The following is a 16,272-nucleotide window of genomic DNA, read 5'->3' on the forward strand; positions in this document are numbered from 1 at the left end:
TTTACTTAATTACTAGTAATGAAAATGTCTACTTTCTTCAATAAAAGGATTTCTTTTTGGTTGTAAAGGCTGTGTTGATAGCGCTCTGAAAATCCAAAATATAAATAAGCCTGCAAAGAACAATACAGAACCAATTTCAGGAATACCAATATACCAGTTCTTACCAACCGTAGATGGCATTATGGCATTAAAGATATCCATATAGTGACCTGCAAGTATTACAATACCTGTTAAAATTACGAACCAATTAATTCTTTTAAAATCGCTATTCATCAATAACAGTACGGGAAATAAGAAATTCATAGCTACCATACCAAAGAATGGCAATCTATAGTCTGCAATTCTAGTTACGTAATACGTTACTTCTTCAGGTATGTTAGAATACCAGATAAGCATGAATTGAGAGAACCATAAATAGGTCCAAAAGATACTGATACCAAACATGAATTTTGCTAAATCATGTATATGACTATCGTTGACATCTGGCAAGTGACCTTTAGATTTTAAATAAACGGTAACCATAGCGATTACTGTAATACCCGATACGAACATACTAGCAAATATGTACCAACCGAATAACGTACTAAACCAGTGTGGCTCAACACTCATTATCCAATCCCAAGACATAATTGATTCTGAAATCAAATAAAACACCAAGAAACCAGCTGAAATTCTAAAGTTCAATTTAAAGTTTGAATTATCATCAGACTCATCTTGAGCTATTGATAATTTTCTAGAATATTCTCTATACCCAATCCAACCAGCTAAGAATATTGCAGCTCTAATCAAAAAGAAAGTAGGGTTTAAATATCCAGATTTTCCTTGAAGTAATGCATCGTGAGAAACTACAGTTTCATCCATCCAAATGAATAAATGATTCATGTGGAGTACTGAAAGAAGTAATATTACGAATACTATGATTCCACCAGGAACCAAGTAAGCGGTGATACCTTCCATAACTCTAAACAATAACGGTGACCAACCTGCCTGTGCAGCACGTTGTATAGCGTAGAACGCCAACACCCCTAAGGATATCATAAAAAAGAAGAATGCCGCAACATATAATGCCGCCCATGGTCTATTTTTTAATTGATCTAATAAATGCTGATCATGAGAAGAATCATGTTCTTCACCATGAGATTCGGCAACAGCGTGATCACTTTCTTTAGTTGCATGTTCAGCTTCAGCTGCATGGGCATCACCGTGACCTCCGTCATGACTTGCTACCATTTCTTTTGCCTCTGCTATAGTTCCAGGAGCCATAACAAATCCACCAATGATTCCTAATGCACCTACTATCATTAGAACGATGGAAGCTATTTTGAGTCTATTTGAAAACGTATACATAGTATTGTTTACCTATTATTTGGTTAAATCTTGTTTCAGTGTCATAACATATTCAGATACTTGCCACATCTCTTCTGTATTCATTTGAGATGCATAAGACCCCATTGAATTCAATCCGTAATGAATTGTATAATATGTAGATCCTACTGTCAAGTTTCTTACTGGGTCAGCATAACTAGGAACACCTAGTATCTTTTCTCTTTTCACAAGAGTTCCCTTACCATCACCTTTATCTCCATGGCAAATGGCACAATAAATAGTATACAATTGACCACCTTTAGCTAAATTGGTTTCAACATTCATTGAATCCAATGGACTAGATTGTAATCTTGCAAGCTCTTTACCTTCAGGAGAATTTTCAAACTCATAAGGCAACCAACCTCTATTAATTGTATTTGCAGGTGGCAACATAGCCTCTGATTCATTTGGCAAAAAATCTACCTCTTGGTATGTTTCATAACCTACAGCCTCGTACATATTTGGCATGTACTGATAATTAGGAACACTATCATCTTGACAAGATGTTGCCATGATAGCCAAACCGAATATTATTGCTATTTTCTTAAAACTGTTCATATTTAATGACTGTTTTTTTCTGAAATATTAATTTCTACTGCACCAGTATTCATTAATAAATCTCTTAATTCTTGCTCGTTGTCGTGGATTTCAATCTCCATTAAAAAATGATCATCCGTAGTTCTTACATCAGGATTTTCAGCTTCTTTAAAAGGCCATAATCTACTTCTTAAATAAAAAGTGATAACCATTAAGTGAGCCGCAAAGAAAACCGTTAACTCGAACATAATTGGAACGAAAGCCGGCAGGTTCTCTAAATAACTAAAACTTGGCTTACCACCAATATCCTGTGGCCAATCTTCAATCATGATATAGTTCATCATAAGCGTTGCCACTGTAAGACCAACCAAACCATATAAGAAAGCCGTTATAGCCAATCTAGTTGGAGCCAAGCCCATAGCTTTGTCTAGCCCGTGAACAGGAAAAGGACAATATACCTCCTCTATATGAAGCTTTGCTGCTTTCACCTTTTTAACGGCAAGCATTAGCACATCATCATCATCGTAAAAAGCGTGTATAACTTTAGATGCCATATTTATCTTTTGTTATTTAATAAAATTGCTGCTTGTCCCGCCCAGTCGTCGCGTTGCGCTCTACCTGGAAAAGAACCTGTAATAGAATCTAACAAATTATATTCACCCTCTGTCATTCTAGCAACCTGAGCAAATGTGTAAATTCCTATTTCGTTTAAAGTAGCTTCCATTTGTGGACCAATACCTTTAACCTTCTTTAAATCATCAGCCTCTTGTGTAGTGGCATCAAAAGTACCGACAGCACTTAACAGATCAGAAACACCTACTTTGTCACCTACCGTAGGAACAACTTCACCCATTAAAACATCATCGGTAATCGGTTCTTTGACCTCTACTTTAGTTTCTTTAATTTCATAAAGTGGCTTTCCAGCATCTCTCAACACTTTATATTTCTCTCCTGAAGCTTTCAATATAGATTTAACCTCTGCCTGTGCAATTACAGGGAACGTTCTAGAATACAACAAGAACAAAACAAAGAAGAAACCAATTGTACCAACAAAGATGCCTATATCAACAAATGTTGGTGAGAACATTGTCCAAGATGATGGAAGGTAATCTCTATGTAAAGAGGTTACGATAATCACGAATCTTTCAAACCACATACCTATGTTTACCACTATAGAGATGAAGAAAGAGAACATGATACTAGTTCTTAATTTTTTAAACCACATGAACTGTGGAGAGAATACGTTACAAGTCATCATTGACCAGTATGCCCACCAGTAAGGACCGGTTGCTCTGTTCAAGAAAGCGTACTGCTCATATTCTACACCTGAATACCATGCCATGAACAACTCTGTAATGTAGGCACAACCTACAATAGAACCTGTTAACATGATTACGATATTCATCAATTCAATATGCTGAATAGTAATGTAATTTTCCAAATGACACACTTTCCTCATTATAATTAATAATGTGTTTACCATAGCGAAACCAGAGAAGATTGCCCCAGCAACGAAGTATGGTGGAAAGATTGTTGTATGCCAACCTGGTATAACCGATGTAGCAAAATCAAAAGATACAATGGTGTGTACAGATAATACCAAAGGTGTTGCAAGACCGGCAAGTACCAATGACACTTCTTCAAATCGTTGCCAATCTTTAGCACGACCACTCCAACCAAAACTTAATAAACTATATATTTTCTTTTGGAAAGGCAATACAGCTCTATCACGAATCATAGCAAAATCAGGAAGTAAACCTGTCCACCAGAATACTAAAGAAACTGATAAATATGTTGATATTGCAAATACATCCCAAAGAAGTGGAGAGTTAAAGTTTACCCATAATGAACCAAACTGGTTTGGAATTGGTAATACCCAATATGCCAACCATGGACGACCCATGTGAATAATAGGAAACAAACCTGCTTGAACTACAGAGAAAATTGTCATTGCCTCTGCAGAACGGTTAATTGCCATTCTCCATTTTTGACGGAATAACAATAATACTGCCGAGATCAGTGTACCGGCGTGACCGATACCTACCCACCAAACGAAGTTGGTAATATCCCAAGCCCAGTTTACAGTTTTGTTAAGACCCCAAGTACCGATACCGGTTGAGACCGTATAAATAATACAACCTACTCCCCAAAGAAATGCTACTAGAGCAATGGAAAATACTATCCACCAGTGCTTATTAGCTCTACCTTCTACTGGAGCGGCAATATCCACAGTTACATCGTGGTAGCCTTTGTCTCCAATTACTAGGGGTTTACGTATAGGTGCTTCGTAATGCGACGCCATAGACTTTTGTTATAATTACTTTCTACTATTGTTTATGCTTCGTTGGTGTTTCTAACCTTAACGTGGTAGAAAACATTTGGTTGAGTACCTACATGCTCCAATAAGTGGTACATACGGTCACTCGCTTTTAATTCTGATACCTTACTCTTCTCGTCATTAACATCACCAAATACAATGGCACCGTTACTACATGCAGAAGAACAAGCTGTTTGGAACTCGCCATCCTCAATAACACGACCGTCTCTTTTAGCATCAAGAATAGTTTTTTGTGTTTTTTGAATACACATAGAACACTTCTCAATAACACCTCTAGAACGAACGTTTACATCTGGGTTCAATACCATTTTACCCAAATCGTTATTCATATGGAAATCGAACTCGTCATTGTTGTTATACAAGAACCAGTTGAATCTACGTACTTTATATGGACAGTTGTTTGCACAATATCTTGTACCAACACATCTGTTATAAGCCATTTGATTTTGACCTTGTCTACCATGTGAAGTTGCCGCTACTGGACAAACAGTTTCACAAGGCGCATGGTTACAGTGCTGACACATTACAGGCTGAAAGGCAACTTGCGGATTTGCAGAAGGATCTTCCAACTCTCCAAAACCACCTAATGAACCATTGTCGCCAGATAATCCTTCAAAACCATCTTTCTTAGCGTTATCACCTTCAAAAGTTTCTTCTGAAGAATAATATCTATCGATACGCAACCAGTGCATATCTCTTGATTTTCTTACTTCGGCTTTACCAACTACTGGTACATTATTCTCAGCATGACAAGCGATAACACAAGAACCACAACCGGTACAAGCATTCAAGTCGATTGACATATTGAAATGATGCCCAATGGTACGATCAAAGCTATCCCATAAATCAACAGAAGTTGCAGGAACTTCTTGGTGATCTAAAGAAACCATGGGAACCTCATTCCACTCAGAATGATTTTTAGTATTAAATATCTCTAAAGTTGTTTCCTTTATGATATCACCTCTACCCATAAGGGTTTTATGCAATTGAATACAAGCAAACTCATGGTTACCCGCTACTTTTTCTACACTTACAGATTGATTGGCATTAAAACCTTCATACAATTCAAAGGCATTAACCCCTGTCTGCATATCTTCTTTCAAGCCTACTTTCTTACCGTAACCAAAAGAAAGACCTACTGTACCTTTAGCTTGCCCTGGCTGAACAACTACAGGGACTTGCTCCAAACTAACACCATTAACGGTAAGCTTTACATAGCTACCGTCCATACCGCCATTGGCTACATTAACGTTTTCTACACCTAATTCAGCAGCATCTGCTTTAGAAATAGTCACATAGTTATCCCAAGATACTCTAGTAATTGGATCAGGAAACTCTTGCAACCAAGGATTACTTGCTTGCTGACCATCACCCATACCTACTTTAGAATACAAAGTAAGTTCCATTCCATCACTAGTGGTATTTGCCAAACTACGCACAGCAGAAGCTAAAGAAGTATTGATTACAACCTCAGTTGCATCTTCTGTTGCCACAATATTTTGTGCAGCACCCTCAGCGTTTACCACCATTGTTTCGGCACTGAAAACACCATCTTGCAATGCTTGATTCCAACTTGCACCATTAAGCACAGATGAAGACCAAGTTTCTTTTATATAATCATAATACGTTTGCTCGCTTCCAAGTAGCTCTAAAACTACAGTTTGAAACTGCTTTGTATCAAACAATTCTTTAATGGTAGGCTGCATTAAACTGTAATGCCCTTTTTTAATCTGAATATCTCCCCAAGACTCTAAGTAGTGATTTGTAGCACCTACATATTGCACAGCCTCAGTAGTTTCATTCCAGTTAGTAGAGAAAGCAACCGAAAGATCAACCTTTTCCAAACCTTCTTTAAAATCTGCAGCATTAGGCAAAGAATAAACAGGATTTACACCGTCCATCAACAAAGCACCAACTCTACCAGCCTTCATATCGGCTATAAGAGCATTCACCGCTTTTACACTACCTTTTCTAATATACTTAGGCGCCGCAGCATCATAAGCTTTACTTGATAGCATTTCATTAATTGCCAAAACAACCGCTTGCGCATTAACATCGTCCAAACCAGTTACAACAACTGCATTAGAACCCGCCTTCTTTATTTCAGTAGCAATGGAATCAACCAATGCATCATACTCTGAAGTGTTACCACCAACAGAAGTACCATTTAATTTTCCGTATAATTTAGCTAAAACCACTTTTTGCGCACTTGGCTTCATAGCCACACGCTTATCTGCGTTAGCACCAGTTAATGACATATTAGCCTCTAACTGCACGTGTCTTGACATTTTACCATTCTTAGGTACACGACCTCTAGAATAACCAGCATCATAACCACCACCTTGCCAATCAGCAATAAAATCAGCACCGAAAGAAACAATCAGTCCTGCTTTTTCAAAATCATAATCAGCTAAAGCACGCTCACCATATTTATTTTCAAATGCAGTTAAAGCCGCATCCTCAGAAATAGCATCATAAGTAACATGAACAACATTCTCGTTCGCCGCTACTAAATCAGACATTAAACGGTCAGTTGACGGACTTGCATATGTCTGCGTAAGTATTGCTATTTTTTTAGCCGAACCTTTAAGTCCACCCATCTTAGCTTTTACCGTTGCCTTCAACACATCCCAATCAACAGGCTCACCATTTGCCATTGGCCCCTGTAATCTTGTACTGTCGTACAATGAAAGAACAGAACCCTGCACTCTAGCATTGGCAGAACCACCAATTTTAGCCAAAGTATTATTCTCAACCTTGATAGGACGACCCTCACGAGTCTTTATTAATATGCTAGCAAAATCAAAACCGTTAGCAATTGTTGTCGCATAATAGTTAGCAACACCAGGAACTATATTTTCCGGCAATACAACATAAGGAATAGATTTTACAACCGGTCCTTCACATGCTGCCAAAGAAGCAGCTGCAGTACTAAACCCAACATACTTCAAGAAATCTCTACGATTTGTATTTGTAGAAGACAAAGTTTCCTTGTCACCCAAGAAATCATCCACAGGAATCTGCTCTACAAATTCGTTCTGCTTTAGCGCCTCAACAATGGAATCATTAGGATTTAACTCCGCCTCGTTCTTCCAATATTTTTTGTTTGATGCCATACGTATTATCTGTAATTAGCTTCTTTAAATTATTATTAATAGTGACATTTACCACATTCCAGTCCGCCCAATTGAGCAGCTGTTAAATTATCTACACCGTATTTCTTTGAAAGCTCAGCATGAATTTTCTCGTAATACTCATTACCCTCAACCTTAACATTGGTCTCTCTATGACAATCTATACACCAACCCATTGTTAATGGAGAATACTGATACATAATTTCCATCTCCTCTACCGGACCGTGACAAGTTTGACACTCAACACCAGCAACAGAAACATGCTGCGAGTGATTGAAATATGCGAAATCTGGCAGGTTATGAATTCTAACCCATTCTACAGGCTGACTCTCACCAGTGTATTTTTGATTTTCTTCATCCCAACCAACTGCTTTGTATAATTTCTTTATCTCACCAGTGTAGAATTCGTTTGTATACCCGTTTTCCAAATCTTCCTGAGAAGGACCTTCTGGATTTCCAGTGTACTCATAAACAGATTTATGACAGTTCATACATACATTTAACGAAGGAATACCAGAATGCTTAGAGACTCTAGCAGAAGAGTGACAATATTTACACTCTATCTTATTATCACCAGCATGAATTTTGTGCGAATAGTGAATTGGCTGAATAGGCGCATAACCTTGATCAACCCCTACTTGCATCATCCATCCGTATGCAAAGTAAGCACTACCCAACAATAAAAATATTGCAGTAACCAAAACCAAAAATTGATTTTGAGCGAACGCTTTCCAAATCGGTGTTCTTTTCTCTGCATTCTCTTTTTCAAGAACAACACCATTTGCCTGAGCTATACGTTGAAGCGTCTTGTTCACCAACAACAACATAACTACCAACAAACCGAACACAAGCACCAAGGCTCCTAATATAATTTCATTAGAAACACCTGAAGAATCACCAGACCCGCCAGCAGCAACTTCAGCACCTCCCGCAGCAGCTGCAGGCGCGGCAGCCGGAGCGGCAGCAGTATACGCTAAAATATCATCAATGTCAGTATTAGATAATGTTGGGAAAGCAGTCATCGCCGCTTGATTGTACTCAGCGTACAATTTGTTAGCATAAGCATCTCCAGATTTAATAACACCTGGACTATTCTTAATCCAAGCATACAACCATTCTCTGTCTAAGCCTTCTTCTTCACTCAATCTAGCTTCCACATTCTCCAATGCAGGACCGGTCATCTTACGATTCAATGCATGACAAGCAGCACAGTTCTGATTGAACAGCGACTTACCATTTTTAGCATCTCCTGCACCAGCAGCAGCCCCAGTAGCTGTTGCATCTGCAGCAGCTTCATCTTGCGCTGTTAACGGGCTTACAAAAAGCAAAAATACAATTAGGGATAATCCTAAAATTTTAGAAAACTGATTTCGGTTTGGAACCTTTTTCATATATCGAATATTTCTATCGGAATCTTGGCATGATTTTGGTCATAGATGAAACCAATTACAATCCACCAAATGCCTAAATCGAAGACAAAAATACGACATAGACTTTATTTGCAAAATGTTAATGTATCTATAATTTACAATTTAGAAATATTCTAAATAGATCAAGATTTATTTGTTTGACCCTTAATAAATTACTTTTGCCCTGAATGAAAATAAAATTGAAAATAGGTTATGAAAATTCTTAGTACCCTCCTAGTTTTTGCTTGTTTTAGTCACTTTAGCTATGCCCAAAGTGCAAATGTAGACATACAGCAAGACCCAAAGATTGATCAATTGCTAGAGATTTACAAATCATCTTTAAGCAACAATGAATACTACAGAATACAAGTTGGCTTTGGCAACTATGCAAAAGCACAAAAAATAAAAGCAAACGTAGAAGAAGATTTTCCTGAACTTGCTTCTAAAATTGATTTTGATTCTCCAACATATCGTGTAAGAGTTGGAAGATTCACTTCTAGGTTAGACGCCGAAAGAAAGTTCAACGAGGTAAGAATAAAATACCCCGATGCAATGTTATTAAAACCAAAAAAATCGACCAAATAGGTCGATTTTTTTTTGCTTTATTTTTAAAGAGATTTAGAAACTCTTTTATGAAAATACTACTTAGATTTTAACTTTTTCTTCACCGCAACCTCTTGGAATGCTTCAACGATATCACCTTCATTGATATCATTATAGTTCTTAATTTGAAGTCCACAGTCATAACCTTTAGCCACCTCTCTAACATCATCTTTAAATCGTTTTAATGAAGATAATGTACCGGTATAAATAACTACGCCATCTCGTATTAATCTAATATTAGAGTTTCTAAAGATTTTACCGCTCGTTACCATACAACCTGCAATAGTACCAATTTTAGAAATCTTGAATGTTTCTCTAATTTCAGCAGTACCAGAAATCTCTTCTTTCATTTCCGGAGACAACATACCTTCCATTGCATCTTTAAGATCGTTGATCGCAGCATATATAATAGAATACATACGGATATCAATTTCTTCTTTCTCAGCAATAGCTTTAGCATTACCCATAGGTCTTACATTAAATCCGATAATTACCGCATCTGATGCAGAAGCCAATAACACATCTGATTCTGTAATAGGACCAACTGCTTTATGAATAATATTTACTTGAATTTCATCTGTAGATAGTTTCTGGAAAGAATCTGTAAGTGCTTCAACAGAACCATCAACATCACCTTTAAGGATAATATTAAGCTCTTTGAAATCACCTAATGCAATTCTACGTCCAATTTCATCAAGAGTTATATGACGCTGTGTTCTTACAGACTGTTCACGTTGTAGCTGAGATCTTCTTGAAGCAATTTGTTTTGCCTCACGCTCATCTTCCAATACATAGAACTTATCACCTGCTTGTGAAGCACCATCAAGTCCTAAAATAGATATTGGAGTAGACGGCCCAACTTCTTTTACATTGTTCCCTCTCTCATCTTGCATTGCCTTGATTTTACCACTAGTGGTTCCAGCCAATACATAATCACCTATCTTAAGTGTACCCGACTGAACTAAAACAGTAGATACATAACCTTTTCCTTTATCCAAGAACGCTTCTACCACAGTACCGGTAGCATGCTTATCTGGATTAGCTTTCAACTCTAACAATTCAGCTTCAAGCAAAACTTTCTCCAATAATTCTTTAACACCTAAACCAGTTTTGGCAGAAATATCATGAGATTGTATTTTACCACCCCAATCTTCTACCAATAAGTTCATCTGTGCTAAACCTTCTTTTATCTTATCAGGGTTAGATGTAGACTTATCAACTTTGTTAATTGCAAAAACGATTGGCACACCAGCAGCTTGTGCATGGCTAATTGCTTCCTTCGTCTGTGGCATAATGTCATCATCTGCCGCAATTACAATAATTGCGATATCGGTAACCTGAGCACCCCTTGCACGCATCGCGGTAAACGCTTCGTGACCCGGTGTATCCAAGAAAGCAATTCGCTCTCCATTCTCCAGTGTTACCCCATATGCACCAATATGCTGTGTAATACCACCACTTTCACCGGCAATTACATTTTCTTTACGGATGTAATCCAATAAAGAAGTTTTACCGTGATCCACGTGACCCATTACGGTTACAATCGGAGCTCTATGTTTTAAATCTTCAGGAGCATCTTCCTCCTCTACGATACTTTCTTCAATATCTGCAGTAACGAAATCAACTTCATAACCAAATTCTTCAGCTACAATAGATAATGTTTCAGCATCTAAACGCTGATTCATAGTTACCATAATACCTAAAGACATACAAGCAGAAATAATCTCAGTTGTAGAAACACCCATCATAGTCGCAACCTCAGTTGCAGTAACGAACTCGGTTACCTTAAGCACCTTGTTCTCTAATTCCTGTTGTTCTAAATCTTTCTCAGTCTGCTCACGGTGCTGATCTCTTTTACTTCTTCTATACTTCGCCCCTTTACCCTTCTTAGATTTACCTTGAAGTTTTTCTAGGGTTTCACGTACCTGCTTTTGAACATCTTCTTCAGTAGGCTCTACTTTTGCAACTGGCGCAAATCTTCCTCTACCTTTATTTCTATCACCTGAGTTACCAGTGTTTCTATTTTGACCTGGACCAGAAGGATTCTTAGTAACAATTCTTCTACGTCTCTTTTTACGGTCTGCACCTGCAGCAGGTTTTTTATCTTCTTTCTTTTTCTTAGGCTTCTCAAACTTGCTAAGATCAATTTTCTCTCCTGCAATTTTAGGTCCAGACAATTTCTGATACTGGGTCTCTATAGTTTTAGGAGCTTCAGGTTCCGGAGCAGCATCAGCAGTTGGCTCTACTTTCGCAGATTCCTTTTTTACCTCTGATTTAGGAGTCTCTTCAGCTTTTGGCGCCGCCGCCTTTGGAGCTTCCACTTTAGGCTCCTCTTTCTTAACCTCTGATTTTTTCTCAGGCTGGGAAACTATTTTAGGTCCTTGTAATACAACCTTTCTAGTTTCTTTCACCTCAACCTTAGGCGCAGCTTTTTCTTCAACCTTGGGAGCTGCCTTTTCCTCAGCTTTTGGAGTTTCCTTTACAGGCTCCTCTTCAACTTTTTTCTTTGGGTTAAGATCTATCTTACCAACCATTTTAGGTCCGGCAAGCTCAACTTTACCCACTAAAGCATTCTCTTCAGATTCAGCGTTTCTTCGCTCACGGGCCAAGCGACGATCTTCTTGTTCTTTTTCTAATCGAACTCGAATTGCCTCCTTCTCCTTACGCTTTTCCTCACCAACCTCTTTTGAAGCTACCTTTTTGCTTTTATCCGTCTGGAACTCGTCAAGCAAAACTTGATAAACATCATCGGAAATTTTTGTGGTAGGCCTCGCTTCCACATCATGTCCTTTTCCGTTAAGAAAGTCCACTGCCCTATCCAAGGAAATATTAAGTTCACGAAGAACTTTATTAAGCCTTATTTTTGCATTGTCTGCCATAAATACTGATTCCCGTTCTTTTATTTAAGTGCTAATATATAGCTAATCTTCTAATTCTTCTTTTAGGATACGCACAACTTCTAAAATTGTTTCCTCTTCTAAATCTGTACGTTTCACTAAATCGTTAACATCTTGTTCCAAGACGCTACGTGCTGTATCAAAACCGATCTTCTTGAATTCTTCAATAATCCAAGCATCGATTTCATCAGAGAATTCTGTTAATTCAACATCTTCCTCAACCCCTTCACGGAATACATCTATCTCATAACCAGTTAATTGACCAGCTAATCTAATGTTGTGACCACCTCTACCAATTGCCTTAGAAACCTCTTCTGGCTTCAGATAAACTTGAGCCGTCATCTTCTCATCGTTCAACTTAACAGAAGAAACTCTAGCCGGACTCAATGCTCTTGTCACCAACAATTGTGGGTTGGCTGTCCAATTGATAACATCAATGTTTTCATTACCCAACTCACGAACAATTCCATGAATTCTAGACCCCTTCATACCTACACAGGCACCAACTGGATCAATACGATCATCATAAGAGTCAACAGCAACCTTTGCTTTTTCCCCTGGTATTCTAACCGCTTTTTTCACAGTAATCAATCCATCGAACACCTCTGGTATTTCCTGGAAAAATAATTGTTCCAAGAATTTAGGTGAACTTCTAGACATTATAATAGTAGGTTTTGCACCTTTTAATTCTACACTTTCAATAACACCTCTTACATTATCGCCCTTGCGGAAGAAATCAGAAGGTATTTGTCTATCTTTTGGTAAGATAATCTCATTACCCTCATCATCTAACAAAATAATTGCTTTATGACGAATGTGATGAACCTCTGCCGTATAGATTTCGCCCTCTAAATCTTTAAAGTGCTTATAAATAGTTGTATTATCATGCTCATGAATCTTAGAAATAAGATTTTGACGTAATGCCAAAATTGCTCTTCTTCCTAAATCTATCAACTTAACTTCTTCAGACACATCTTCACCAACTTCAAAATCTGGCTCAATTTTACGAGCTGCAGACAATGAAATTTCCTCATTTGGTTCTTCAACCTCACCATCGTTAACAACGATACGGTTTCTCCAAATTTCTAAATCACCTTTATCTGGGTTGATAATGATATCAAAGTTATCATCTGAACCAAACTTCTTTTTAAGCGCATTTCTAAAAACATCTTCCAAAATGGCCATCAATGTTACCCTGTCTATGAACTTATCGTCCTTAAACTCTGAGAAAGATTCAATTAACGCAATATTTTCCATTGGTAATTACAATTAAAATTTTAATACAACTTTTGCTTTAATAATATCTGAAAAATTTACTTCTTCTTTTTTCTGAACGGTCACTTTTCCCTTACCTACAGGTTTAGGCTCCCTAGCTTTCCATTCCAGAACAATAGAATCATCGTTCACAGCGGTTAAATTCCCCTCAAACTTATCGTCATTTGTACGAACTTCAAGTTTTCTACCAACATTTTTTACATATTGACGCGGCATAACCAACGGAGCCGCTGCACCAGCAGAGGCAACTTCAAGGGAAAAATCGTGCTCATCACGATCTATATTATTTTCAATAGCCCTGCTTATTTTTATACAATCGCTAACCGTAACCCCATGGTCACCGTCTATTACAACATGAATGCTATTATCAGCACCCATAGTGAAATCGATTAAAAATAGGGAGGGATCTTCTTGAAGACCTTGTTCCAATAATTCTTTTACTTTTTCCTTTAGCATAAATAATAAGTAATAAAAGAGGGGACTAATTGTCCCCTCATGAATACTTTTATATCCTTTCAGCTTTGCAAATATACAATAAATTTAATTTCCTACAATAGACTATTCACACCTAATTCATTCACTATGAAAACAATCTAAATAAATAATTAATACCTCAAAAAATATGCTCTTTTAGAAATTATCTTATTTTTAGCGAAACACCAACCAAAATAATACTTAATGGAAATTCTTTCATCTTACAACCTCATCATAGGGGCTTCTTTAATTGTAGTTTTATCATTCTTTTTTAACGGCATTTCTAAAAAAACGAATATACCAGCAGTTCTTATGCTCATTGTACTGGGGATTCTTATTAAAATAGGATTAGAATTCTTTATACCAGAGATTCCAGACTTTAAAGGCTCATTAGAAATTTTAGGTACTGTTGGCCTTATAATGATCGTTTTAGAAGCTGCTTTAGAACTAGAATTAAAAAAAGAAAAATTATGGCCCATTCTTAAATCAATGGCCATTGCATTAATTGGTTTGGTAGGCTCTGCATATGTTGCCGCTTTAATTCTATATCAATTTATCCCTAATATGACTATGCAATCTGCATGGTTATATGCCACACCGTTGTCTATTCTTTCTAGCGCTATAATTATACCAAGCGTTGGCGGACTAAGTGAAGCTAAAAAAGAATTCCATATTTATGAGAGTACTTTTTCTGATATCATGGGTATTATGATGTTCTACTTTCTAACAGGAAAACTAAACCCCGCTGAAGACTCAGGAGTTGCTGGTTTCAGTATAAATTTCGCCGTAACAATAGTAATAGCATTGGTTGCTAGCTATGCAATTATATTAGTCTTTCAACGCATAAAAAGCCAAGCAAAACTATTTTTATTGATTTCTGTTCTGCTACTTCTTTATGCCATAGGAAAGAAAATGCACCTATCATCTTTAATTATCATTCTTGTATTTGGTTTAATTGTAAAAAATGTCAACTTATTTTTCCCCGGTAAGACCAAAATCTTTCTTGAAAAGGAAAGAATGCAACAAATTTATCATGAGTTGCACATCGTCACCCTAGAAACTGCATTTGTAGTCAGAACTTTCTTCTTTGTAATATTTGGTATCACCATAGTACTTTCATCATTACTGAGCATTAATGTTGCTATAGTCAGTTTATTAATTATAGCATCTATTTATGCCATACGATTTTTGATACTTATAGTTTTCGTTGGTAAAGATATGTTACCGCAGTTATTCATTGCTCCAAGGGGATTAATTACCGTACTACTTTTCTATGCTATACCTATGGAAGCACAAATTGAAGGATTTGAATCTGGTATTCTTTTATTCGTAATAATAGCTACTAGCTTAGTAATGACATGGGCTATGATACGTGATAAACGAAAAATGGGTACGATGCTAGATGAAATTGACGAAGAAATAACCGAAAGAAATTTAGCCGAAGACGCAATTAGAAAATCAGATGACGAAGAACTTTTAGAGATAGAAGATGACACCCCAGAACAAATTGACCCAGAGGACTCGCACTAAAAAGAAATCTATAAAATTAAGAAGGTTGTTTAAAGCTATTGAGGCATGAAAGATGCATGCACCTCAACTTGATCACTATATGCTTGTGGCTCAGAATCCTCTAAACTATCTACTTCTTTACGAAAACGAAGTATCATTAGTGTATCTAACTGTTGATCAATACTATCTTTAAGCACTCTCCAGTTAGAGGAGTTCATTTTGTTATTGTACTCCATGATTTTATTGAAGCGATCCAAATTATAACGATTCGCTTTCCAAGCATGGGCAGTACTTTCTTCATGTTTCACGTCTTGCAAGTAGAATCCAATTCCAAATCCAAGCAAAACAACAATCAATAAAATCTTTAAAACTTTTGGAGAGAGTTTCATAGGGTTAAGTTCTTTAGGGTACCAAAGTATATAATAACATTGTCGAAATGGTTTCTTTTCCGATGTATTTATAACGTTATCGGTTTAAATGTACAAAAATACTGACACACAGTTAACCATTTCTTCACATTCAGCAATTAAACATATATATACGGCGAAGGTCTTACAGTTGAAATTAAAATAAAATGATATAAATCATAAAAACAAAAAATCCTGATATCAATTGATATCAGGATTTACATTGTTCTCTTAGTTGGCCCACAAGGACTCGAACCTTGAATGACGGTACCAAAAACCGAAGTGTTACCATTACACCATGGGCCAATACCTTTTTAAGAGGCT

At 37.0% G+C, this 16,272-nt stretch carries 12 protein-coding genes and 1 tRNA gene; 2 read left to right on the top strand and 11 right to left on the bottom strand.

Going from position 1 to position 16,272, the window contains the following annotated elements; translation table 11 throughout:
- Positions 1-12 precede the first annotated feature (12 nt).
- From ACJJVP_RS02935 to ACJJVP_RS02960, 6 genes are read right to left on the bottom strand one after another with little or no spacing between them, the layout of a single operon-like run.
- Positions 13-1,347: a quinol:cytochrome C oxidoreductase gene (locus ACJJVP_RS02935; protein WP_405410614.1), complete on the bottom strand. Its 1,335-nt coding sequence runs from the start codon at positions 1,345-1,347 to the stop codon at positions 13-15.
- Positions 1,348-1,362: 15 nt separating this feature from the next.
- Positions 1,363-1,923, bottom strand: a complete 561-nt coding sequence (locus ACJJVP_RS02940; protein ID WP_405410615.1) for a c-type cytochrome — start codon at positions 1,921-1,923, stop codon at positions 1,363-1,365.
- Positions 1,924-1,925: 2 nt separating this feature from the next.
- Entirely contained in the window at positions 1,926-2,456 is a 531-nt protein-coding gene (locus ACJJVP_RS02945) for a DUF3341 domain-containing protein (protein ID WP_076547283.1), read from the bottom strand.
- 2 nt (positions 2,457-2,458) lie between these two features.
- Positions 2,459-4,204: an NrfD/PsrC family molybdoenzyme membrane anchor subunit gene (gene nrfD / locus ACJJVP_RS02950; RefSeq protein ID WP_276491962.1), complete on the bottom strand. Its 1,746-nt coding sequence runs from the start codon at positions 4,202-4,204 to the stop codon at positions 2,459-2,461.
- A gap of 32 nt (positions 4,205-4,236) precedes the next feature.
- Positions 4,237-7,356: a TAT-variant-translocated molybdopterin oxidoreductase gene (locus ACJJVP_RS02955; protein WP_405410618.1), complete on the bottom strand. Its 3,120-nt coding sequence runs from the start codon at positions 7,354-7,356 to the stop codon at positions 4,237-4,239.
- Between the two features lie 35 nt (positions 7,357-7,391).
- Positions 7,392-8,765, bottom strand: coding sequence for a c-type cytochrome (locus tag ACJJVP_RS02960; RefSeq protein ID WP_405410620.1), 1,374 nt, complete (start codon positions 8,763-8,765; stop codon positions 7,392-7,394).
- A gap of 231 nt (positions 8,766-8,996) precedes the next feature.
- Between ACJJVP_RS02960 and ACJJVP_RS02965 the strand changes: the two genes are divergently transcribed.
- Positions 8,997-9,368, top strand: a complete 372-nt coding sequence (locus ACJJVP_RS02965; protein WP_405410621.1) for an SPOR domain-containing protein — start codon at positions 8,997-8,999, stop codon at positions 9,366-9,368.
- 56 nt (positions 9,369-9,424) lie between these two features.
- On the opposite strand, the gene infB is transcribed toward ACJJVP_RS02965, so the two are convergent.
- From infB to rimP, 3 genes are read right to left on the bottom strand one after another with little or no spacing between them, the layout of a single operon-like run.
- A complete protein-coding gene (infB, locus tag ACJJVP_RS02970) occupies positions 9,425-12,265 on the bottom strand; it encodes a translation initiation factor IF-2 (RefSeq protein WP_405410622.1) in 2,841 nt (946 codons plus the stop codon).
- Between the two features lie 42 nt (positions 12,266-12,307).
- On the bottom strand, positions 12,308-13,540 hold the full coding sequence (gene nusA / locus ACJJVP_RS02975; protein WP_276491957.1) for a transcription termination factor NusA: 1,233 nt from the start codon (positions 13,538-13,540) through the stop codon (positions 12,308-12,310).
- Positions 13,541-13,552: 12 nt separating this feature from the next.
- Positions 13,553-14,014, bottom strand: a complete 462-nt coding sequence (gene rimP / locus ACJJVP_RS02980) for a ribosome assembly cofactor RimP (protein ID WP_405410625.1) — start codon at positions 14,012-14,014, stop codon at positions 13,553-13,555.
- A gap of 222 nt (positions 14,015-14,236) precedes the next feature.
- Between rimP and ACJJVP_RS02985 the strand changes: the two genes are divergently transcribed.
- Positions 14,237-15,562, top strand: a complete 1,326-nt coding sequence (locus ACJJVP_RS02985; protein ID WP_405410626.1) for a cation:proton antiporter — start codon at positions 14,237-14,239, stop codon at positions 15,560-15,562.
- A gap of 35 nt (positions 15,563-15,597) precedes the next feature.
- On the opposite strand, the gene ACJJVP_RS02990 is transcribed toward ACJJVP_RS02985, so the two are convergent.
- Positions 15,598-15,930, bottom strand: a complete 333-nt coding sequence (locus ACJJVP_RS02990; RefSeq protein ID WP_051941699.1) for a hypothetical protein — start codon at positions 15,928-15,930, stop codon at positions 15,598-15,600.
- A 253-nt stretch (positions 15,931-16,183) separates the two neighbouring features.
- Positions 16,184-16,254, bottom strand: a tRNA-Gln gene (locus ACJJVP_RS02995).
- Positions 16,255-16,272 lie beyond the last annotated feature (18 nt).

This window comes from Maribacter sp. Asnod1-A12 (assembly GCF_045063735.1).
Classification (GTDB): domain Bacteria; phylum Bacteroidota; class Bacteroidia; order Flavobacteriales; family Flavobacteriaceae; genus Maribacter.

What these genes read in the sequence shown, in the direction of transcription:
- ACJJVP_RS02990 (WP_051941699.1), bottom strand. Translation starts at nt 15,930, where the DNA reads ATGAAACTCTCTCCAAAAGTTTTAAAGATTTTATTGATTGTTGTTTTG.
- infB (WP_405410622.1), bottom strand. Translation starts at nt 12,265, where the DNA reads ATGGCAGACAATGCAAAAATAAGGCTTAATAAAGTTCTTCGTGAACTT.
- ACJJVP_RS02960 (WP_405410620.1), bottom strand. Translation starts at nt 8,765, where the DNA reads ATGAAAAAGGTTCCAAACCGAAATCAGTTTTCTAAAATTTTAGGATTA.
- ACJJVP_RS02945 (WP_076547283.1), bottom strand. Translation starts at nt 2,456, where the DNA reads ATGGCATCTAAAGTTATACACGCTTTTTACGATGATGATGATGTGCTA.
- ACJJVP_RS02940 (WP_405410615.1), bottom strand. Translation starts at nt 1,923, where the DNA reads ATGAACAGTTTTAAGAAAATAGCAATAATATTCGGTTTGGCTATCATG.
- ACJJVP_RS02955 (WP_405410618.1), bottom strand. Translation starts at nt 7,356, where the DNA reads ATGGCATCAAACAAAAAATATTGGAAGAACGAGGCGGAGTTAAATCCT.
- nusA (WP_276491957.1), bottom strand. Translation starts at nt 13,540, where the DNA reads ATGGAAAATATTGCGTTAATTGAATCTTTCTCAGAGTTTAAGGACGAT.
- nrfD (WP_276491962.1), bottom strand. Translation starts at nt 4,204, where the DNA reads ATGGCGTCGCATTACGAAGCACCTATACGTAAACCCCTAGTAATTGGA.
- ACJJVP_RS02965 (WP_405410621.1), top strand. Translation starts at nt 8,997, where the DNA reads ATGAAAATTCTTAGTACCCTCCTAGTTTTTGCTTGTTTTAGTCACTTT.
- ACJJVP_RS02935 (WP_405410614.1), bottom strand. Translation starts at nt 1,347, where the DNA reads ATGTATACGTTTTCAAATAGACTCAAAATAGCTTCCATCGTTCTAATG.
- ACJJVP_RS02985 (WP_405410626.1), top strand. Translation starts at nt 14,237, where the DNA reads ATGGAAATTCTTTCATCTTACAACCTCATCATAGGGGCTTCTTTAATT.
- rimP (WP_405410625.1), bottom strand. Translation starts at nt 14,014, where the DNA reads ATGCTAAAGGAAAAAGTAAAAGAATTATTGGAACAAGGTCTTCAAGAA.